Annotated in this window: 18 protein-coding genes and 1 other RNA gene; 8 read left to right on the top strand and 11 right to left on the bottom strand. The window is 54.2% G+C overall.

What is annotated here, in order from left to right:
- The first annotated feature begins 74 nt into the window (after positions 1-74).
- Together USG84_RS21965 and USG84_RS21960 are read left to right on the top strand one after the other, a co-directional pair.
- Positions 75-866 (top strand): inner membrane protein YpjD, encoded by a 792-nt coding sequence (locus USG84_RS21965; RefSeq protein ID WP_061099630.1) that lies wholly within the window; start codon positions 75-77, stop codon positions 864-866.
- 19 nt (positions 867-885) lie between these two features.
- On the top strand, positions 886-2,172 hold the full coding sequence (locus USG84_RS21960; RefSeq protein WP_320738457.1) for an HlyC/CorC family transporter: 1,287 nt from the start codon (positions 886-888) through the stop codon (positions 2,170-2,172).
- A 51-nt stretch (positions 2,173-2,223) separates the two neighbouring features.
- On the opposite strand, the gene grpE is transcribed toward USG84_RS21960, so the two are convergent.
- Positions 2,224-2,817: a nucleotide exchange factor GrpE gene (gene grpE, locus USG84_RS21955; protein WP_032644906.1), complete on the bottom strand. Its 594-nt coding sequence runs from the start codon at positions 2,815-2,817 to the stop codon at positions 2,224-2,226.
- Positions 2,818-2,939: 122 nt separating this feature from the next.
- Between grpE and nadK the strand changes: the two genes are divergently transcribed.
- The 3 genes from nadK (at position 2,940) to bamE (ending at position 6,042) form a co-directional block, all read left to right on the top strand.
- A complete protein-coding gene (nadK, locus tag USG84_RS21950; RefSeq protein ID WP_008502500.1) occupies positions 2,940-3,818 on the top strand; it encodes an NAD(+) kinase in 879 nt (292 codons plus the stop codon).
- Between the two features lie 85 nt (positions 3,819-3,903).
- Positions 3,904-5,565 carry a DNA repair protein RecN gene (recN, locus tag USG84_RS21945; RefSeq protein WP_253543109.1) on the top strand — a complete coding sequence of 554 codons (1,662 nt, stop codon included), beginning with the start codon at positions 3,904-3,906 and terminating at the stop codon, positions 5,563-5,565.
- Positions 5,566-5,703: 138 nt separating this feature from the next.
- A complete protein-coding gene (gene bamE, locus USG84_RS21940; protein ID WP_028014132.1) occupies positions 5,704-6,042 on the top strand; it encodes an outer membrane protein assembly factor BamE in 339 nt (112 codons plus the stop codon).
- 102 nt (positions 6,043-6,144) lie between these two features.
- Here bamE and USG84_RS21935 read toward each other — a convergent pair whose 3' ends face one another.
- Both USG84_RS21935 and USG84_RS21930 read right to left on the bottom strand, forming a co-directional pair.
- The gene (locus USG84_RS21935; RefSeq protein WP_320738455.1) at positions 6,145-6,432 is read right to left on the bottom strand and encodes an RnfH family protein; all 288 of its coding nucleotides are present in this window, start codon (positions 6,430-6,432) and stop codon (positions 6,145-6,147) included.
- Positions 6,422-6,859 carry a type II toxin-antitoxin system RatA family toxin gene (locus USG84_RS21930; RefSeq protein WP_008502504.1) on the bottom strand — a complete coding sequence of 146 codons (438 nt, stop codon included), beginning with the start codon at positions 6,857-6,859 and terminating at the stop codon, positions 6,422-6,424. The genes USG84_RS21935 and USG84_RS21930 overlap by 11 nt, the downstream gene beginning before the upstream one ends.
- A 156-nt stretch (positions 6,860-7,015) precedes the next feature.
- On the opposite strand from USG84_RS21930, the gene smpB reads away from it, so the two are divergent.
- The 3 genes from smpB to USG84_RS21915 all read left to right on the top strand — a co-directional run bounded on the left by smpB (position 7,016) and on the right by USG84_RS21915 (position 8,847).
- A complete protein-coding gene (smpB, locus tag USG84_RS21925; protein ID WP_008502505.1) occupies positions 7,016-7,498 on the top strand; it encodes an SsrA-binding protein SmpB in 483 nt (160 codons plus the stop codon).
- 89 nt (positions 7,499-7,587) lie between these two features.
- Positions 7,588-7,951, top strand: a transfer-messenger RNA (tmRNA) gene (ssrA, locus tag USG84_RS21920).
- A 173-nt stretch (positions 7,952-8,124) separates the two neighbouring features.
- Positions 8,125-8,847 carry a hypothetical protein gene (locus tag USG84_RS21915; RefSeq protein ID WP_151412931.1) on the top strand — a complete coding sequence of 241 codons (723 nt, stop codon included), beginning with the start codon at positions 8,125-8,127 and terminating at the stop codon, positions 8,845-8,847.
- 140 nt (positions 8,848-8,987) lie between these two features.
- Here USG84_RS21915 and USG84_RS21910 read toward each other — a convergent pair whose 3' ends face one another.
- From USG84_RS21910 to USG84_RS21875, 8 genes are all read right to left on the bottom strand, one after another.
- The gene (locus tag USG84_RS21910) at positions 8,988-9,203 is read right to left on the bottom strand and encodes an ogr/Delta-like zinc finger family protein (RefSeq protein ID WP_151412932.1); all 216 of its coding nucleotides are present in this window, start codon (positions 9,201-9,203) and stop codon (positions 8,988-8,990) included.
- A gap of 70 nt (positions 9,204-9,273) precedes the next feature.
- Positions 9,274-10,374 (bottom strand): phage late control D family protein, encoded by a 1,101-nt coding sequence (locus tag USG84_RS21905; RefSeq protein ID WP_151412933.1) that lies wholly within the window; start codon positions 10,372-10,374, stop codon positions 9,274-9,276.
- Entirely contained in the window at positions 10,371-10,856 is a 486-nt protein-coding gene (locus USG84_RS21900; RefSeq protein WP_014884887.1) for a phage tail protein, read from the bottom strand. Before USG84_RS21900 ends, USG84_RS21905 begins: the two co-directional genes overlap by 4 nt.
- Positions 10,856-14,299, bottom strand: coding sequence for a phage tail tape measure protein (locus USG84_RS21895; protein WP_320738454.1), 3,444 nt, complete (start codon positions 14,297-14,299; stop codon positions 10,856-10,858). Before USG84_RS21895 ends, USG84_RS21900 begins: the two co-directional genes overlap by 1 nt.
- The gene (locus tag USG84_RS21890) at positions 14,292-14,411 is read right to left on the bottom strand and encodes a GpE family phage tail protein (RefSeq protein WP_007848878.1); all 120 of its coding nucleotides are present in this window, start codon (positions 14,409-14,411) and stop codon (positions 14,292-14,294) included. Before USG84_RS21890 ends, USG84_RS21895 begins: the two co-directional genes overlap by 8 nt.
- A 14-nt stretch (positions 14,412-14,425) precedes the next feature.
- Positions 14,426-14,728 (bottom strand): phage tail assembly protein, encoded by a 303-nt coding sequence (locus tag USG84_RS21885; protein WP_151412934.1) that lies wholly within the window; start codon positions 14,726-14,728, stop codon positions 14,426-14,428.
- 54 nt (positions 14,729-14,782) lie between these two features.
- The gene (locus USG84_RS21880) at positions 14,783-15,298 is read right to left on the bottom strand and encodes a phage major tail tube protein (protein WP_151412935.1); all 516 of its coding nucleotides are present in this window, start codon (positions 15,296-15,298) and stop codon (positions 14,783-14,785) included.
- Between the two features lie 9 nt (positions 15,299-15,307).
- Entirely contained in the window at positions 15,308-16,480 is a 1,173-nt protein-coding gene (locus tag USG84_RS21875) for a phage tail sheath protein (protein WP_047749060.1), read from the bottom strand.
- Positions 16,481-16,523: the final 43 nt, after the last annotated feature.

Here is a 16,523-nt window from a genome sequence, read left to right as displayed (position 1 = left end):
TGCAACGGTTGGAGCAGGCGTCACGTAACGTTATACTGCTTCTCTTTCTTATTAAGACAACTGTCGATGCCCATATGCCTGTTTTCGCACTGATCGCCCTTGTTGCCTACTCTGTCAGCCTCGCGCTGATTATTCCCGGACTGCTGCAAAAAAACAGCGGCTGGCGGCGCATGGCTATTCTTTCGGCGGTCATCGCACTGATAAGCCACGCGTTTGCGCTGGAATCACGCATCATTCCCGGCGACGGCAGCGTACAAAATCTGAGCGCCCTCAACGTCGGCTCGCTGGTCAGCCTGATGATCTGTACGGTCATGACCATCGTCGCGTCTAAAAATCGCGGCTGGCTGCTGCTGCCGATTGTCTATACCTTCGCGCTGATCAATCTGGCTTTAGCCACCTTTATGCCTAATGAATTCATTACGCATCTGGAGGCGACGCCGGGGATGCTGGTGCACATCGGCCTGTCGCTGTTTGCCTACGCGACGCTGATCATCGCCGCGCTTTACGCCATGCAGCTCGCCTGGATTGACTACCAGTTGAAAAACAAAAAGCTGGCGTTTAACCATGAAATGCCGCCGCTGATGGTCATTGAGCGTAAGATGTTCCACATCACCCAGATAGGCGTGGTGCTGCTGACGCTCACGCTCTGCACGGGCCTGTTTTACATGAAGAACCTGTTCAGCGTGGAGAATATCGATAAAGCAGTGCTCTCCATCATCGCGTGGTTTGTCTATATTGTCCTGTTGTGGGGCCATTATCATGAAGGCTGGCGCGGTCGTCGCGTCGTCTGGTTCAACGTCGCGGGTGCGGGCATTCTCACCCTTGCCTATTTTGGCAGCCGCTTCATACAGCAATTTGCTGGCTAAGTTATAAAAGGAGTTCCCCCTGGAACACATCTCTACCACCACGCTGATCGTTATCCTGATCGTCATGGTGGTCATCTCCGCCTATTTCTCCGGCTCGGAAACCGGCATGATGACCTTAAACCGTTACCGGTTGCGTCATCGTGCTAAACAGGGTAACCGTGCCGCCCGTCGCGTTGAAAAACTGCTCCGCAAGCCGGATCGGCTGATAAGCCTGGTGCTTATCGGCAACAACCTTGTCAACATTCTGGCCTCTGCCCTCGGTACCATCGTCGGGATGCGCCTGTACGGCAACGCCGGGGTGGCGATTGCCACCGGCGTGCTGACGTTTGTGGTGCTGGTGTTTGCCGACGTGCTGCCGAAAACCATCGCCGCGCTTTACCCGGAAAAGGTGGCCTACCCGAGCAGCTTCCTGCTGGCGCCTCTGCAGATCCTGATGATGCCGCTGGTCTGGCTGTTGAACATGGTCACGCGCGTTTTGATGCGGATGGTGGGGATTAAAGCCGACGTCACTATCAGCAGCGCGCTCAGCAAAGAAGAGCTGCGCACTATCGTGAACGAATCCCGCTCGCAGATCTCCCGTCGCAATCAGGACATGCTCCTGTCGGTGCTGGATCTGGAAAAGGTGAGCGTGAACGACATCATGGTGCCGCGTAACGAAATCGTCGGTATCGACATCAATGACGACTGGAAAGCTATTGTCCGCCAGCTGACGCACTCCCCGCACGGGCGCATCGTGCTCTATCGCGACTCGCTGGATGACGCGATCAGCATGCTGCGCGTGCGCGAAGCCTACCGTCTGATGACCGAGAAAAAAGAGTTCACCAAAGAGGTGATGCTGCGCGCCGCCGACGAGATTTACTACGTGCCGGAAGGAACGCCGCTCAGCACGCAGCTGGTTAAATTCCAGCGCAACAAGAAGAAAGTCGGCCTGGTGGTCAACGAGTACGGCGATATTCAGGGGCTGGTGACGGTCGAAGATATTCTGGAAGAGATTGTCGGGGACTTTACCACGTCGATGTCGCCTTCACTTGCGGAAGAGGTGACCCCGCAAAACGACGGTTCGGTGCTGATTGACGGCAGCGCGAACATTCGGGAACTCAACAAAGCCTTTAACTGGCATTTGCCGGAAGATGAAGCTCGTACCATGAACGGGATGATTCTGGAAGCGCTGGAAGAGATCCCGGCGGCGGGCACGCGGGTGCGCATTGAGCAGTACGATATTGATATCCTGGACGTGCAGGACAATATGATTAAGCAGGTGAAGGTGCTGCCCGTCACGCCACTTCGGGAAAGTATTGCCGAATAAAACGTAGGCCGGGTAAGGCGAATGCCGCCACCCGGCACTACAGGTAGCAAATTACGCTTTCGCTTTCGCCACGGTCACCATCGCAGCGCGAATGGTACGGCCGTTCAGGGTGTAACCTTTCTGCATCACGCCCAGCACTTTACCGGCTTCAATCTCTTCAGATTCAACCATTGCAATGGCCTGGTGAACGTTTGGATCCAGCGGGACATCGGTATCCGCAATCACTTCCACGCCAAACTTACGCACCACGTCAAGCATGGATTTCAGCGTCAGTTCAATACCTTCGATCATCGCCGCGTTGTCCGGATTCGCTTTATCAGCCACCTCCAGCGCGCGGTCGAGGCTATCGATCACCGGCAGAAGTTCGTTAACGAATTTCTCCAGCGCAAATTTATGCGCTTTCTCAACGTCCTGCTCGGTACGACGACGCAGGTTTTCCATTTCCGCCTTGATGCGCAGAACGGTGTCGCGTTCGCGATTCTGTGCTTCTACCAGTTGGGCTTCCAGATTCGCAATTTTTTCATCGCGCGGGTCCACCTGCTCAGCAGATGCGTCTGGCTCTACAGCCTCAACTTCATCGTGCTGTTCCGTGATAATTTCTTCAGGGGCTTGCCCCTCAGGCGTTTTCTGTTCTTTACTACTCATGAATTTCTCCGCGTTTTTCTGCATTCATCTCGCTAACTTCGCTTATTATGGGGATCAGTTTCCTGGATTCAAGGGAACAAGAGAGATTGTCATCATTCATCAGGCACAAGGACCTCCAGAAAATGAATAATCATTTCAGGTGTATTGGGATCGTCGGGCATCCGCGTCACCCTACCGCATTGACGACACATGAAATGTTGTATCGCTGGTTGTGTAGCAAAGGCTATGAAGTGATGGTCGAGCAGCAGATTGCGCAGGAGCTGCAGCTGAAGAGCGTCAAAACCGGCACGCTGGCGGAAATTGGCCAACAGGCCGATCTCGCCGTGGTGGTGGGCGGCGACGGCAACATGCTCGGCGCGGCACGCACGCTGGCGCGTTATGACATTAAGGTCATAGGTATCAACCGCGGCAATCTCGGCTTTTTAACCGACCTCGACCCGGACAACGCGCAACAGCAGCTGGCCGACGTGCTGGAAGGTCACTATATCAGCGAAAAACGCTTTTTACTGGAAGCCCAGGTGTGCCAGCAGGACTGTCAGAAGCGCATCAGCACCGCGATCAACGAGGTGGTGCTTCATCCCGGTAAAGTGGCGCATATGATCGAGTTCGAAGTTTATATCGACGAGATTTTTGCCTTCTCCCAGCGTTCTGACGGGTTGATTATCTCCACCCCAACCGGCTCAACCGCCTACTCGCTTTCTGCGGGCGGCCCGATTCTGACGCCCTCTCTGGATGCTATTACCCTGGTGCCGATGTTCCCGCACACGCTTTCCGCCCGCCCGCTGGTGATTAACGGCGACAGCACGATACGTCTGCGCTTCTCGCACCGCCGTAACGACCTGGAGATCAGCTGCGACAGCCAGATCGCGCTACCGATCCAGGAAGGTGAAGATGTTCTTATTCGCCGGTGTGATTACCACCTGAATCTGATTCACCCGAAAGATTACAGCTATTTCAATACATTAAGCTCGAAGCTTGGCTGGTCAAAAAAATTGTTCTGATTTTGCATCCAGTGCTTTACTGTATAAAAAACCAGTTTATACTGTATGAAAACACAGTTATGGTTTTTCATACAGGAAAACAATTATGCTGGCACAACTGACCATCAGCAACTTTGCCATTGTTCGTGAGCTTGAGATCGATTTCCACAGCGGCATGACGGCGATCACCGGGGAAACCGGTGCGGGTAAATCCATTGCCATTGATGCCCTCGGCTTGTGCCTTGGCGGCCGTGCAGAGGGTGACATGGTGCGCATGGGCTCAAACCGTGCCGATCTTTGCGCACGTTTCTCCCTGAAAGACACCCCTGCTGCCCTGCGCTGGCTGGAACAGAACCAGCTTGAAGATGGACGTGAGTGTTTACTTCGCCGCGTGATCAGCAGCGACGGACGCTCGCGTGGCTTTATCAACGGCACGGCGGTTCCGCTCTCCCAGCTCCGCGAACTCGGCCAGTTGCTAATCCAGATCCACGGTCAGCATGCGCATCAGCAACTCGTTAAACCAGAGCAGCAGAAAGCGCTGCTTGATGGCTATGCGGGTGAGTACGCGCTTACTCAGCTTATGGCGGAGCACTATCGCCAGTGGCATCAAAGCTGCCGCGAGCTCGCCCAGCACCAGCAGCAAAGCCAGGAGCGCGCCGCGCGTGCGGAGCTGCTGGCGTACCAGCTAAAAGAGCTGAACGAATTCAATCCGCAGCCGGGTGAGTTTGAACAAATTGACGAAGAGTACAAGCGCCTGGCGAACAGCGGCCACCTGCTCTCAACCAGCCAGAATGCGCTCAACATGCTCGCAGATGGCGAAGACGTAAACCTGCAGAGCCAGCTGTACAATGTCCGTCAACTGGTCACCGAACTGGCCGGCATGGACAGCAAACTCTCTGGCGTACTGGATATGCTGGAAGAGGCCGCGATTCAAATCTCAGAAGCCAGTGACGAACTGCGTCATTACTGTGAGCGGCTGGACCTCGACCCGAACCGCCTGTTTGAACTGGAGCAGCGCCTTTCTCGTCAAATTTCACTGGCGCGCAAGCACCATGTCACGCCGGAAGAACTGCCAGGCTACTATCAGTCTCTGCTCGAAGAACAGCAGCAGCTTGACGATCAGGCGGATTCGCAGGAAACCCTCTCTCTGGCCGTGAACCTGCATCATCAGCAGGCGCTGACCACGGCGAAAAAACTGCATGAGATCCGTCAGCATTACGCTCAGGAACTCAGCCAGCACATCACCGACAGCATGCACACGCTGGCGATGCCGCACGGCGTGTTCACCATTGATGTCCGTTTTGAAGAGAACCACCTGACGGCAGAAGGGGCGGATCGCATCGAGTTCCGCGTCACCACCAACCCGGGGCAGCCGCTGCAGGCTATCTCCAAAGTGGCATCCGGCGGTGAACTGTCGCGTATTGCGCTGGCGATTCAGGTGATTACCGCGCGTAAAATGGAAACCCCGGCGCTGATTTTCGATGAAGTGGATGTCGGCATCAGCGGCCCAACGGCGGCAGTGGTGGGTAAACTGCTGCGTCAGCTAGGTGAATCAACGCAGGTGATGTGTGTCACCCACCTGCCGCAGGTCGCGGGCTGTGGTCATCATCACTTTATTGTCAGCAAAGAAACCGACGGCGAAATGACCGAAACGCACATGAAGCCGCTGGATAAACGTGCCCGTCTGCAGGAGCTGGCGCGCCTGCTCGGCGGCAGTGAAGTCACGCGTAATACGCTCGCGAACGCGAAAGAACTGCTGGCGGCATAAACTTTTTCGGGATCTCAGGGTCATACAGAACAACAAAAACGCCGCCAGACCGGTTTCAAAGTGGGGCAAGGTCTATTATCATCGGCATATTACATATGAGCCGCGTTCTGCTCGGGCCCGAAAAGGAATCAAATCACTATGCGTTGTAAAATGCTGACCGCTGCCGCAGCGGTTCTTCTGATGTTGACCGCAGGCTGTTCCACTCTGGAGAAAGTGGTTTACCGTCCTGACATCAACCAGGGGAACTACCTTACCCCTAACGATGTGTCCAAAATCCGCGTGGGGATGACACAACAGCAGGTCGCTTATGCACTGGGAACCCCGATGATGACCGATCCGTTCGGCACTAACACCTGGTTTTATGTATTCCGTCAGCAGCCAGGCCACGAAAGCGTGACCCAGCAGACCCTGACGCTGACCTTCAGCAGCGCCGGTGTGTTGACCAACATCGACAACAAACCTGCTCTGACCAAATAATCAGAAGCCAAAAATGCAAAAAGGTGCTCAATGAGCACCTTTTTTGTTTTTCTTTATCCATTCGCCCCTTTGGGAAGAGGGACAGGGTAAGGGGGAAACACGCTACTTAGCCGCCTTCTCCGCGCGCTGGCGACGCAGCTCTTTCGGGTCAGCAATCAGCGGACGATAAATCTCCACCCGGTCGCCCTCTCTCAACACGTCGCCCAGCTTCACCGGACGGCTGTAAATCCCGACCTTATTCTTCGCCAGGTCGATATCGCTGCAAAGCTCAAGAATGCCGGACGCGCGGATAGCCGCCTCTACGGTTGCCCCCTCTTCCAGCATTACGCGCTGCAGGTACTGCTTTTCCGGCAGCGCGTACACCACTTCCACAGCGATCTTATGCGACACTGTAAACCTCTTTGGCGCGGGTGGTGAACGCCTGAACCATATTTGACGCCAGCTCTTTAAAGATGCGGCCAAACGCCAGCTCAATCAGCTTATTGGTGAACTCAAAGTCCAGATGGAACTCAATGCGGCAGGCGTCAGCGCTCAGGGGCGTAAACTTCCAGCCACCCATCAGGGTCTTAAATGGACCATCCACCAGATGCATCAAAATACTCTGATTGTTGGTCAGCGTATTGCGGGTGGTGAACGTCTTGCTGATCCCCGCTTTGGAGACATCCACCGCCGCAGTCATCTGCGTCGGGCCTGACTCCAGAACGCGGCTCCCGGTACATCCCGGGATAAACTCTGGATAAGACTGAACATCGTTCACTAACTGATACATTTGTTCCGCGCTGTAAGGAACGAGCGCAGTACGGCTAATCTGAGGCATAGCATTTTCCATGGTCACACAACGGACAAATAATAACATTTATCACCTGTTAAAAAAACGCTAAGCCTCATCTCGTGCTAAGATAGCGCGTTAGACCTCACAGGACGCAATGAGGTGACTTTTTGAAATCAGATTACCGACGGCTTTACGACACTTATGACGAAGAAAAAAGCACATAAACCAGGCTCGGCGACCATTGCGCTCAACAAGCGTGCTCGCCATGAGTATTTCATTGAAGAAGAATTCGAAGCTGGCCTTGCGTTGCAGGGCTGGGAAGTAAAATCGCTGCGCGCCGGTAAAGCCAACATCGGCGACAGCTACGTGATCCTGAAAGATGGCGAAGCCTTCCTATTCGGCGCGAACTTTACGCCGCTGACCGTCGCCTCGTCGCACTACGTCTGTGACCCAACGCGCACCCGTAAGCTGCTGCTGAACAAGCGTGAGCTGGAATCCCTCTACGGACGCATCAACCGTGAAGGTTTCACCGTGGTTGCCCTGTCGCTGTACTGGAAAAATGCCTGGTGCAAAGTGAAAGTTGGCGTCGCCAAAGGTAAAAAACAGCACGACAAGCGTACTGACCTGAAAGAGCGCGAGTGGCAGTTGGATAAAGCGCGCATCATGAAAAACGCAGGACGTTGATTCTGCACACTTATTGTACTATTCAATAAGTTAGCATTCCGGGCTGGTATCCAGGAAGTGAAATCTGGTATACTGAGTTCAACACTATTGGGGCTGATTCTGGATTCGACGGGATTTGCGAAACCCAAGGTGCATGCCGAGGGGCGGTTTGCCTCGTTAAAAGCCGCAAAAAAATAGTCGCAAACGACGAAAACTACGCTTTAGCAGCTTAATAACCTGCTCTGAGCCCTCTCTCCCTAGCTTCCGCTCTTAAGACGGGGATCAAAGAGAGGTCAAACCCAAAAGAGATCGCGTGGAAGCCCTGCCTGGGGTTGAAGCGTTAAAACTAATCAGGCTAGTTCGTTAGTGGCGTGTCTGTCCGCAGCTGGCGTGCGAATGTAAAGACAAACTAAGCATGTAGTACCGAGGATGTAGAAATTTCGGACGCGGGTTCAACTCCCGCCAGCTCCACCAAATAAAACAAGGGGTTACGTGAAAACGTAACCCTTTTTTCTTTGGCCGTGGCGGCAAAATGGCGATAGCAATGCGCTAGGGTTGGGTACAGTCATATTGCCTCCTATTCTTATGAGTGATCGGACACGCGTTGCTACTTTCAAGCTGTAATTTAATCTCAATTTGAGGCTACTATGGACTTCAACCTGAACAAAAAAATGCCAGTTAATAAATATCTTGTGATAATAGTTTTTGTACTTTTCATCTTAGTCTGTATGCAGTTTATTTATCTTTATCTCCGTTCATTAAGCATTGCCCCAAACTATACTGGGACTGTAAGTGACATTATAATAGCCACCACAAATATTATTTTAGCTACCTACGCCGTTCGTGCATTCAAAAATATATCCAACTTATTTAAAGATAAACTGTCCGATAATGCCATTAGTAAAATAGATACAGCATTGATGTCTCTCGATGATTGCATAGATAGCTTTTCAAGCCTATTTTTAAATATGACACTTATTAATATTTATAAAAACACTAATAATCCCAAGGACCCTCAGTTAGTTAAACAACTTGATGAAGCATCAAAAAACATCGAAAAAGCAACAAGTTCAGCCTACAAAACAAGATCTACAATTGGTTCACTAACTCGCTGGAATATAAGCTTAAACACAGAGAACGGAATAAGATTAGACCAACTTACCGCTGATGCTTTTGAGTTAGGCATGAAGGCAACAAATATGTATATAGCACTAGTAAATGAGATAAACCCCAACTCCCCATACAACTCTTTAACTCATAGACCATTTGATGATTTATTTAATGAATTTAATGAAGAAAGGGGCAGAGTTGAACACGAGAGCGATGAATTAAAAAAATTCTCTATTCATGAAATATTTAAAATAAAATAATTCATAAAAAATATTAAAACAATAACAACAAAGTATTTATAAAATAGTTTTAATTTTAAAAAATCATTTATATTCTTCTTGCGTCAAAAATCAAATAACTGTCTCGATATTATTCAAAACCCGCCAGTGGCGGGTTAGTATCAGTAAACTAATTGTTCCTGCATCCCTTGCGGATGAGGTGGTGCAGAGCTGATTTTTTGTGGTCGGCACACTGAACGAACAAAAGTTTCATGCGTGACGAACGTATGCCCGCACTCAATATTGGTGCACTGGTTGTAACGCTCCTTGGTTTGAGTGGAGACTTGAAAACTGCTGCGTGTGTGTGCGGCCTGAGCGCACAACGGACAATTCATCATTTATCAATCCCCCTTTTATCTTTGCTTAATTCACAATAATGATACACCATTATTCAATATTGAGAACCACTTATTCCATTTCGAGATCGTCAATTTTCACCTCCAACTCAATGCTGGTTGTAAAACCACTGTCAGCGTTGACCGTATGCGTGAGCGTGGTGATCGTCCATTCCGCTTCATCAATAGGCTGTTTAAAGCCGCTCACCTTCACCGGCATTTCGGTATACAGATCAGCCCTTCCCTCTGCGAGCTGCAGGGAGAATGTTGCCACCCCGCGCTGCAGGCGCTCCCACTGCATCTTTGCCGCTCGCTCTGCATTACTGCGGTTTGCATAAGTTCTGTTGAGTACCAGCACGTTTTCATCCGTTCCAACCAGGTAATCTCCCTGTTTTGCTTCCGGCTCCTTTGTCGCGGTGGTTTTCTTTCGACGGCGCTTAACCTTTGCTGTCTCTTTTTTCTTTGGCTCACGGGTATGGAGCCAGCTGGCAATCACCCCCGTATAGGCATCGCGATCTGCCAGGGTAAAACGATGACCGTCACCGGCCTGGCGGGTTATGGTGATAACCGGCAGCGGCTTACCGCTTGCCGTTCTGCCCTGCCCCTGGCGAATAAACAACAGATTTCCGTCCTTAACTGAGGCTATCGCCCCATACTGCCGTGCCAGCTTCATCAAAAAGCTGGCGTCGCTTTCATTAGTCTGGTCAAGATGATCGATAGGCTTGTCCAACAGGTCCTTTCCCAGCGCCATCTTTAATTTATGCCTGCCCGCGATTTCCTTCACAACTTCGCCCACCGTTGTCTGGTGCCAGGACTTTTCACGCCGCGTGTTAAGGGTTTCACGGAAATCTGCACTACGCGCGCGGATTGTGAGACGGTCAGGCGCGCCGCTGTGCTCAATCTCATCGACAGTAAACGCCCCTTTCGGAAAAAGCGGCTGACCTTTCCACCCCAGCGCAAACTGAATAATGGCCCCCCGACGCGGCAGAACGATTAGCCCGTCCGAGTCGTCCAGTTCCAGATCAAGCTGGTCCGCTTCAAAGCCCCGGTTATCCGTCAGCGTCAAACTCATCAGGCGCGCATCCAGAACGGTAGTCACATCTTTACCTTCAATGATGATACTGAAACCGGGAGTTTTGCTGTTTAGGTTCAGGAGATCAGAGCTGAAATTCACTGCAGTAACCCTCCAACCGTATTTTTCATATTGCCTATCGCAGAGGTGGCAGATTCCTGCAAATTACTGAGCTGGTCGCTGAGGCTGCCGAACATATCAGACAGCGACTCATCCACCCGTTTCAGGCTCAGCGAAAATTCGATGCGTCGGGGCATACCGCTCTCAAAAAATTCTGTTTTTGTCTGGCTCAGACTCTCGATCACAAACATGCCGTAAATCGTCCCGCTCCCCTCAATCAGAGGCCAGGCTTTTCCCAGCTCCGCCATCTGCTCCAGCGCCAGCAAAGACAACCTGCCGCCGGTAATCTCCGGCAGCAGGACACCGGACAGAGTAAGCGTATCGTTATCCGGTCCAAGAAACTGCGTTGACGGGCGCCGGTTAACCCGGCTGTTGGCTGCGTGCCGCCAGCTGCGCTGATACTGCAGCTCCTGATAGGGCACTGTTCGCAGCATGAATACGTACAACCCCAGCACCATCATCATTATTCGTACCCCCCTCGATCACTGAAATTACTGCGTGTTTTTGCCCTGGCCCTGCGCTCACGCTCATCAAGCTGCCGGGCCACCTCGCGGGCGATATCCTGCGCGCTTTGCCCTGGCTGGGCGACAATATGAATTGGCGCGCTTATCTCGTACTTAATGACCTGCGGCTGTCTCTCTGTCTTCTCCGATGGCGCCGGTTGCGTCCTGACAGGTACACTGTACGGATGAAGTGGTGCGGCTTCTGCCGGGGCAGCCGCCAGGCCCATTACCCCAGCGACCACGGAAGCGAACACCTTCTGGCGCATAGCCATCGGGTCAGCCCTGTTATCCGTGATTTCCGCAAGGGCCGGTGCTGGCATGACAGCCGCAGCGATATCAGCCAGCTCCGCAGCACGATCCCGACCAGGACGATTTACCGGGGCGTTAACAATCTCAGGAGGCAGTATTAACCTGCTTTCAGGCCGTTGCTCCGGGCTGGCTGTTACATCACGAACGGGGCTTACTGTTGCCGCCAGTTTCACCAGTTCAGTAGTGCGATTGCTTACCGGAAGATTTGCCGGACCGTTCACACTATCAGGCGGCAGAACTATCCCGCGTTCAGGACGTTGTTTAGCGCTGGCCGGTTCCGGCCGGGAAGGATTGAGCGTTGCCGCCATCCTCGCCAGATCAGCAGTCCGTTTCCTGCCGGTGACATTGGCGGGCCCGTTAACAATCTCAGGGCCATTCTCACCCACGATGCCGAACTGGCCGCGCGGAATGGTACCGCCGCTGTCGTACATGCCAGCAAAACCCATCGGCGGGAATCCGCCAGGCGGCAGCACCACTTTACCGTCTGTGTTTACCGTGGCTGGCTGCTGCCGCGTGACCTGCTCAGGAAGCTTCGCTTTGGCCGCCTCCTTGCTGACGATGCCGAGTTTTTCAAGCAGCCAGGACACGCCCGATTTAAGCGAATCCAGCGGGTGCATGACCATGTTCAGCCCTGCCGCCAGCGCTTCCCCAAACTGCCGTCCCATCGACGCCGCGCTTTGCAGTTCTGCAGAGGTGGATTTAACCGGCGTCAGCAGATCAGTAAACCAGCCCCACAATGCCTGGACCTTGTCACCTATCCACTGGAAAACAGGCTGCAGTGGCTCAAACGCCGCACTGATAGGTGCAGCTGCAGCTTTGAATCCTTCAACCACTCCGCCTAAAAATGCGCTTATCGGCTGCCAGTATTTCCAGACAACAAGCGCCACGCCAGCCAGCGCCGCCACAACGAGCCCTATCGGACTAAGCAGGGCGCCCAGCAATCCAGAAATCCCGTACAGCGCAACGCGAAGGAGGGCAAGCGGGCCGGACGCCAGAAAACGCAGCACGCCACCGGCTGCGTATAATCCCCCGCGCAACGCGGCCAGCGGATTCATTACCATGGCGATAATGTTGCGAATACCAGACATTCCGCCGCGAAGGACAGCAAGCGGCGCACCGGCCAGCGCTTTCAGCGCATTGCCAGCCAGCCCGGCAGAACGGCGCAGGGAGTTAAGGGGAGACGCCAGCAATCCGGCGCTGCTGCCGGATGCAGCCAGGCCACGACGCAACAGGGAAAGCGGCGCATTTGCCAGCCAGGACAGCGCGCCGCCGGTGCGGGTCGCTGCAGACATAACGGAGGGGAGTGTTTTTACACCCAGCACGGACAGGCCAAAACGGATCACCGCCAGCGGCCCCAGCACGGCAGCAACGGCCACCGCCAGCGTGCCGAGCACAACGGTGATCGCAGCTGTGGCTGCAGCCACTTTCATCAGCGTGCCCGCCAGCTGCGGGTTAGCCTCAACCCATCGACGCAGTGCCCCGGTAACGTTTTTGACGTACCCCATGATATCCATCAGCGGCTGGCGCAGGGTTTCACCCAGGCTACTGAAAGCGTTCTGCGCGCCAGTTTTCACAAGCAACCACTGCGCGGAAAGTGAATCCTTATTGATATCGGATTCTTTCTGCATGGAGCCGTTAGCCTCATTGCCTGATGTGAGTTTCAGCTGTCGCTGCAGCTCCGGCAGGTTGTTTGCAAGCTTCGCCGCATCATCGCCAAACTCCTTGCCAAATATCATCGTCATGGCGGACAGGCGCTTGTCCTGCGGCAGTTTGTTGACCTTCTCCAGCACGCGCTGAATGGTCCCCATTGCGTCCTTTGTCATCTGCTTTTCAATCTCTTCTGGATTGAGTTTCAGCAGATCCGTACCTTCCATGAACCGCTTGCTCTGCATGGTTGCAATCGACAGTTCGCGCACCATCGCATTTGATGCGCTGGCGGCAATTTCAGGCGCGGCGCCCAGAGACAGGAAGGTGGAACCCAGCGCGGCCGCCTTGCGGAAATCAAGCCGTTCAGCCACGCCGCCCATGCGCTGCAGCACATTGATGATATCGCCGCCCTTAGACATGGCGTTATCGTCCAGGTAGTTCAGGGCATCGCCAAGCTGTTCAATATTGCGGGTCGGCACTTTATAGAGCTGCGCGATTTTCCCCAGCCCCTCCGCCAGCTCATCAGCGGGCAGCTCGAATGCCGTTGCGGCCTTTGCAGCAGTGGATGCAAAGGCCAGCAGGTCACGCTTCTGGTCTTCGTAAGAATCGTTCTGGTTTGTCACGCCCATGCGGGCGCCACCTTCAACCAGCGCGGCATAGTCGATGGCGCCATTCTCCATCGGCAGCTGTTCACTGGCGGCCTTGATGGCATCCTGCATGTCATAAAACTGTTTTGTGCGGTTGCCGTTGTCGTCCCGCAGCCCGTTAACCTGCTTTGCCACGCCTTTCATCGCATCTTCCATGCTGGCATAGCTTTTAACGGCAGCCATCACCGGCGCGCCCATCGCCAGCCCGGCGGCAGTAGTCGTTGCTCCGGCGCCCGCAATACGATCCCGCACCTCAAGGCGCCGCGAATACTGATCGCGGACGGCGTTCATACGGGCCTGCTGCTCGCCCAGGCGTTTAAGGGATTTCTGCTGTCGGTCCAGCGCCTGCCGGGTTTCGTCGGCATTCTGCCGCAGCTCCCGCTGCGCACTGCTCAGCTTTTTGGTGTCCAGCCCGGCCTCATTGAGCGCAAGACGCTGACGCTGCACCGACTGACGCAGGCCGTTGTATTTGCTCTGCAGCTCGTTAACGCGGTTTTTTGCCTGCTCCAGCAGACGCGCCTGCGCCGCCGTCGGCCGGTTAGTGGCCGAGAACTGCGTGGCAAGCTTCGCCGCTTCTTCGCGTGCGGCTTTAAGACTGTTGCCGGTGACGGCCAGCTGCGCGCTTGCCTTGCGGAAACCGTCAATACGGCCCGCCTGGGCGTCCAGTTCTTTTAATCTTGCGCGGCTTTGCTGAATGGCGGTAGCCAGCTCTTTAGAACTGGCCTGCGCTGATCGGAATGGGCGGGTGAGTTTATCAACCGCATTGAGAATTACCTGCAAACGCAGGTTAGTGTCACTCATCGCTGGCCCCGCTTCTCTGAATCGCTTTATGCCGCCACTCCAGCACTTCGGTCAGCGGCATAACGTCAGTGACGGACGGCGGCCAGTGAAAAATGGTGGCGATATCAGCCACCAGGTCTTCTACCGTCAGGCTGTCGGCAAACCGGCAAGCACCGATTTCTTCAACAAAAAAGTGACCACCTCAACCGACAGCGCGGTGAGATCGGCGGGGTCCATTTCAGCCATTTCCTGAGCGGTCAGCGCGGGCGTGGAGATGCGGGGAATAATCGTCATCATCGCGCCGACGTCCATATCCATGATCGCCTGCAGACGAGTGCCACGCAGTGCGCCGGACTGCGGCTTGCGCAGCACAATTTCGGCAATTTCGGTTTTACCGCGTTTGATTGGGCTGTCCAGCTGTACGGTTTTTTCAGTCTGTTGTTCGCTCATTGTCATTTCCTGTTAATAAGGTACTGGCGCGGCTGTCCGCGCCTTTAAAGTAGATCAGAGGCCCAGGGCGTTGCGGTGTTCTTCCATCAGGTCCACGCCATCAACGATTTCAATCATGTTGATCACATCAACCTCATAGAGCACCTCGCCGCTAATGGTCAGCTTCGCGTAGCTGTTGGTGCTGCTGACTTTTGTGGTGTTGCTCTCCCCGGTTTTCCATTCGCCGGAATCGACTTCTTTATGTCGCCCGCGCACAACCAGCTCAACGGCCTGCACTTCGCCGGTATCGTCACGCTGAATGGAGCCGGTGAAACGCAGCTGGATACCGTCAACGGTGGCTTTACCCATCTGTTTGAATAACAGCAGTTCGGTGCCACCGATTGAAAATTCCGTGTCCAGCGCGCCATCATCCAGCCCCAGATCAACATCAGCCGAACCGGGCATACCGCCGCCGCGATACTTTTCAAACTTGCGGCCGAATTTTGGCAGGGTCAGAGACTCAACGATCCCCTGATAGTTATTCCCGTCGTTAAACAGGTTCAGGTGTTTTAACTTGCGTGGTAAAGCCATATTGTCCCCTTACGCGCTGACCTGGCTGGAGAAATCCAGCAGATACTGATCGGTGATGCGCTGGCGCAGCATCAGGTTTTCCAGAGGTGGTACCGGCGTATAGTCGTAATCGATAGTGAGCTTCCCGGCTTTCAGGGAATCTTTATCGTTTACGGACTCATCCAGCCAGCAGTCGGCGCCGATGATGTAGCCCTGCGTTTTCAGGTTGCGCAGTTTGGCGCGAATACCTTCGATAATGTCGCGGGCCAGCGACGGGTTAAGCACGCCATCAACCGCCCACATGTGCGCTTCGGCGATGGTGTCAGCCAGTACCTGCGCGGTTCGGGTGTAGTTTTCAAAGGCAAACAGAGGATCGTCACTGAGGCAGCGGGAGCCCCAGAAGCGGAAACCGTCTTTGCGGATCAGCGTGGTGACATCGTTCTGGTTCAGCAGCCCTGCATCGGTTGCCGGGTCCTGCAAATCCCAGAACACATCCGCAGAAATGCCGGTGACGCCGTTCACGCCCACGTTAGACAGGGATTTATGCCAGCCGGTCTGCTCGTCAATTTTGGCACGCAGACCAAGCGCACGGGCTGAAGCGTAAGCCGTTGCGTCAGCATTCAGCACGGTGTCAAAACTGATGAAATCAGGCCAGATAAGCATCCCCTCGCGCTGGCTGAAATTAGCGCGATAGGCAATAGCCTCCTCTACCGTTTTGCAGCCGTAGGCGGACAGATAAGCAAACCCGCGCAGACTCTGCGCCACGCTCAACAGCTCAGTAGCTACCGCCTGCGTGTCGTGCCCTGGCACGCCCAGAATGCGCGGCTTAACGCCGAGCTGGGACTGCGCAGATAACAGCGCTTTCATGCCTGTTTTTTTACCGTCGGCTGTCACGCCGCCGATAATGTTAGAGGTTGTCTCCGCTTCGGTTTCACCCTGCGCAACGCGCACAACGACGGTCACCGGTTTAGCTTGGTCGGCAATCGCATCCAGCGAACGGGCCAGCGTGCCAGATTCGCCCGCTTTACCGCTGGCGGTCAGCACATCGGTCAGCAGGACCGGCTTATTAAGGGGAAACATGGACGCATCAGCATCATCGCCGGTGCAGACCATGCCCACGATGGCGGTGCTCACCGTGGTGATAGGTCGGGTGCCCTCGTTGATTTCAACAACGCGCACCCCGTGGTGGTAATCCTGAGCCATATGGCAGTCTCTCCGGTTTACAGGGGGTGTGTCTATGTTCTGG

The organism is Enterobacter sp. 168J2, from assembly GCF_034107265.1.
Classification (GTDB): Bacteria; Pseudomonadota; Gammaproteobacteria; order Enterobacterales; family Enterobacteriaceae; genus Enterobacter; species Enterobacter nematophilus.
Note: the sequence above shows the minus strand (reverse complement) of the source record. Positions and strands in the feature narration are given on the sequence as shown.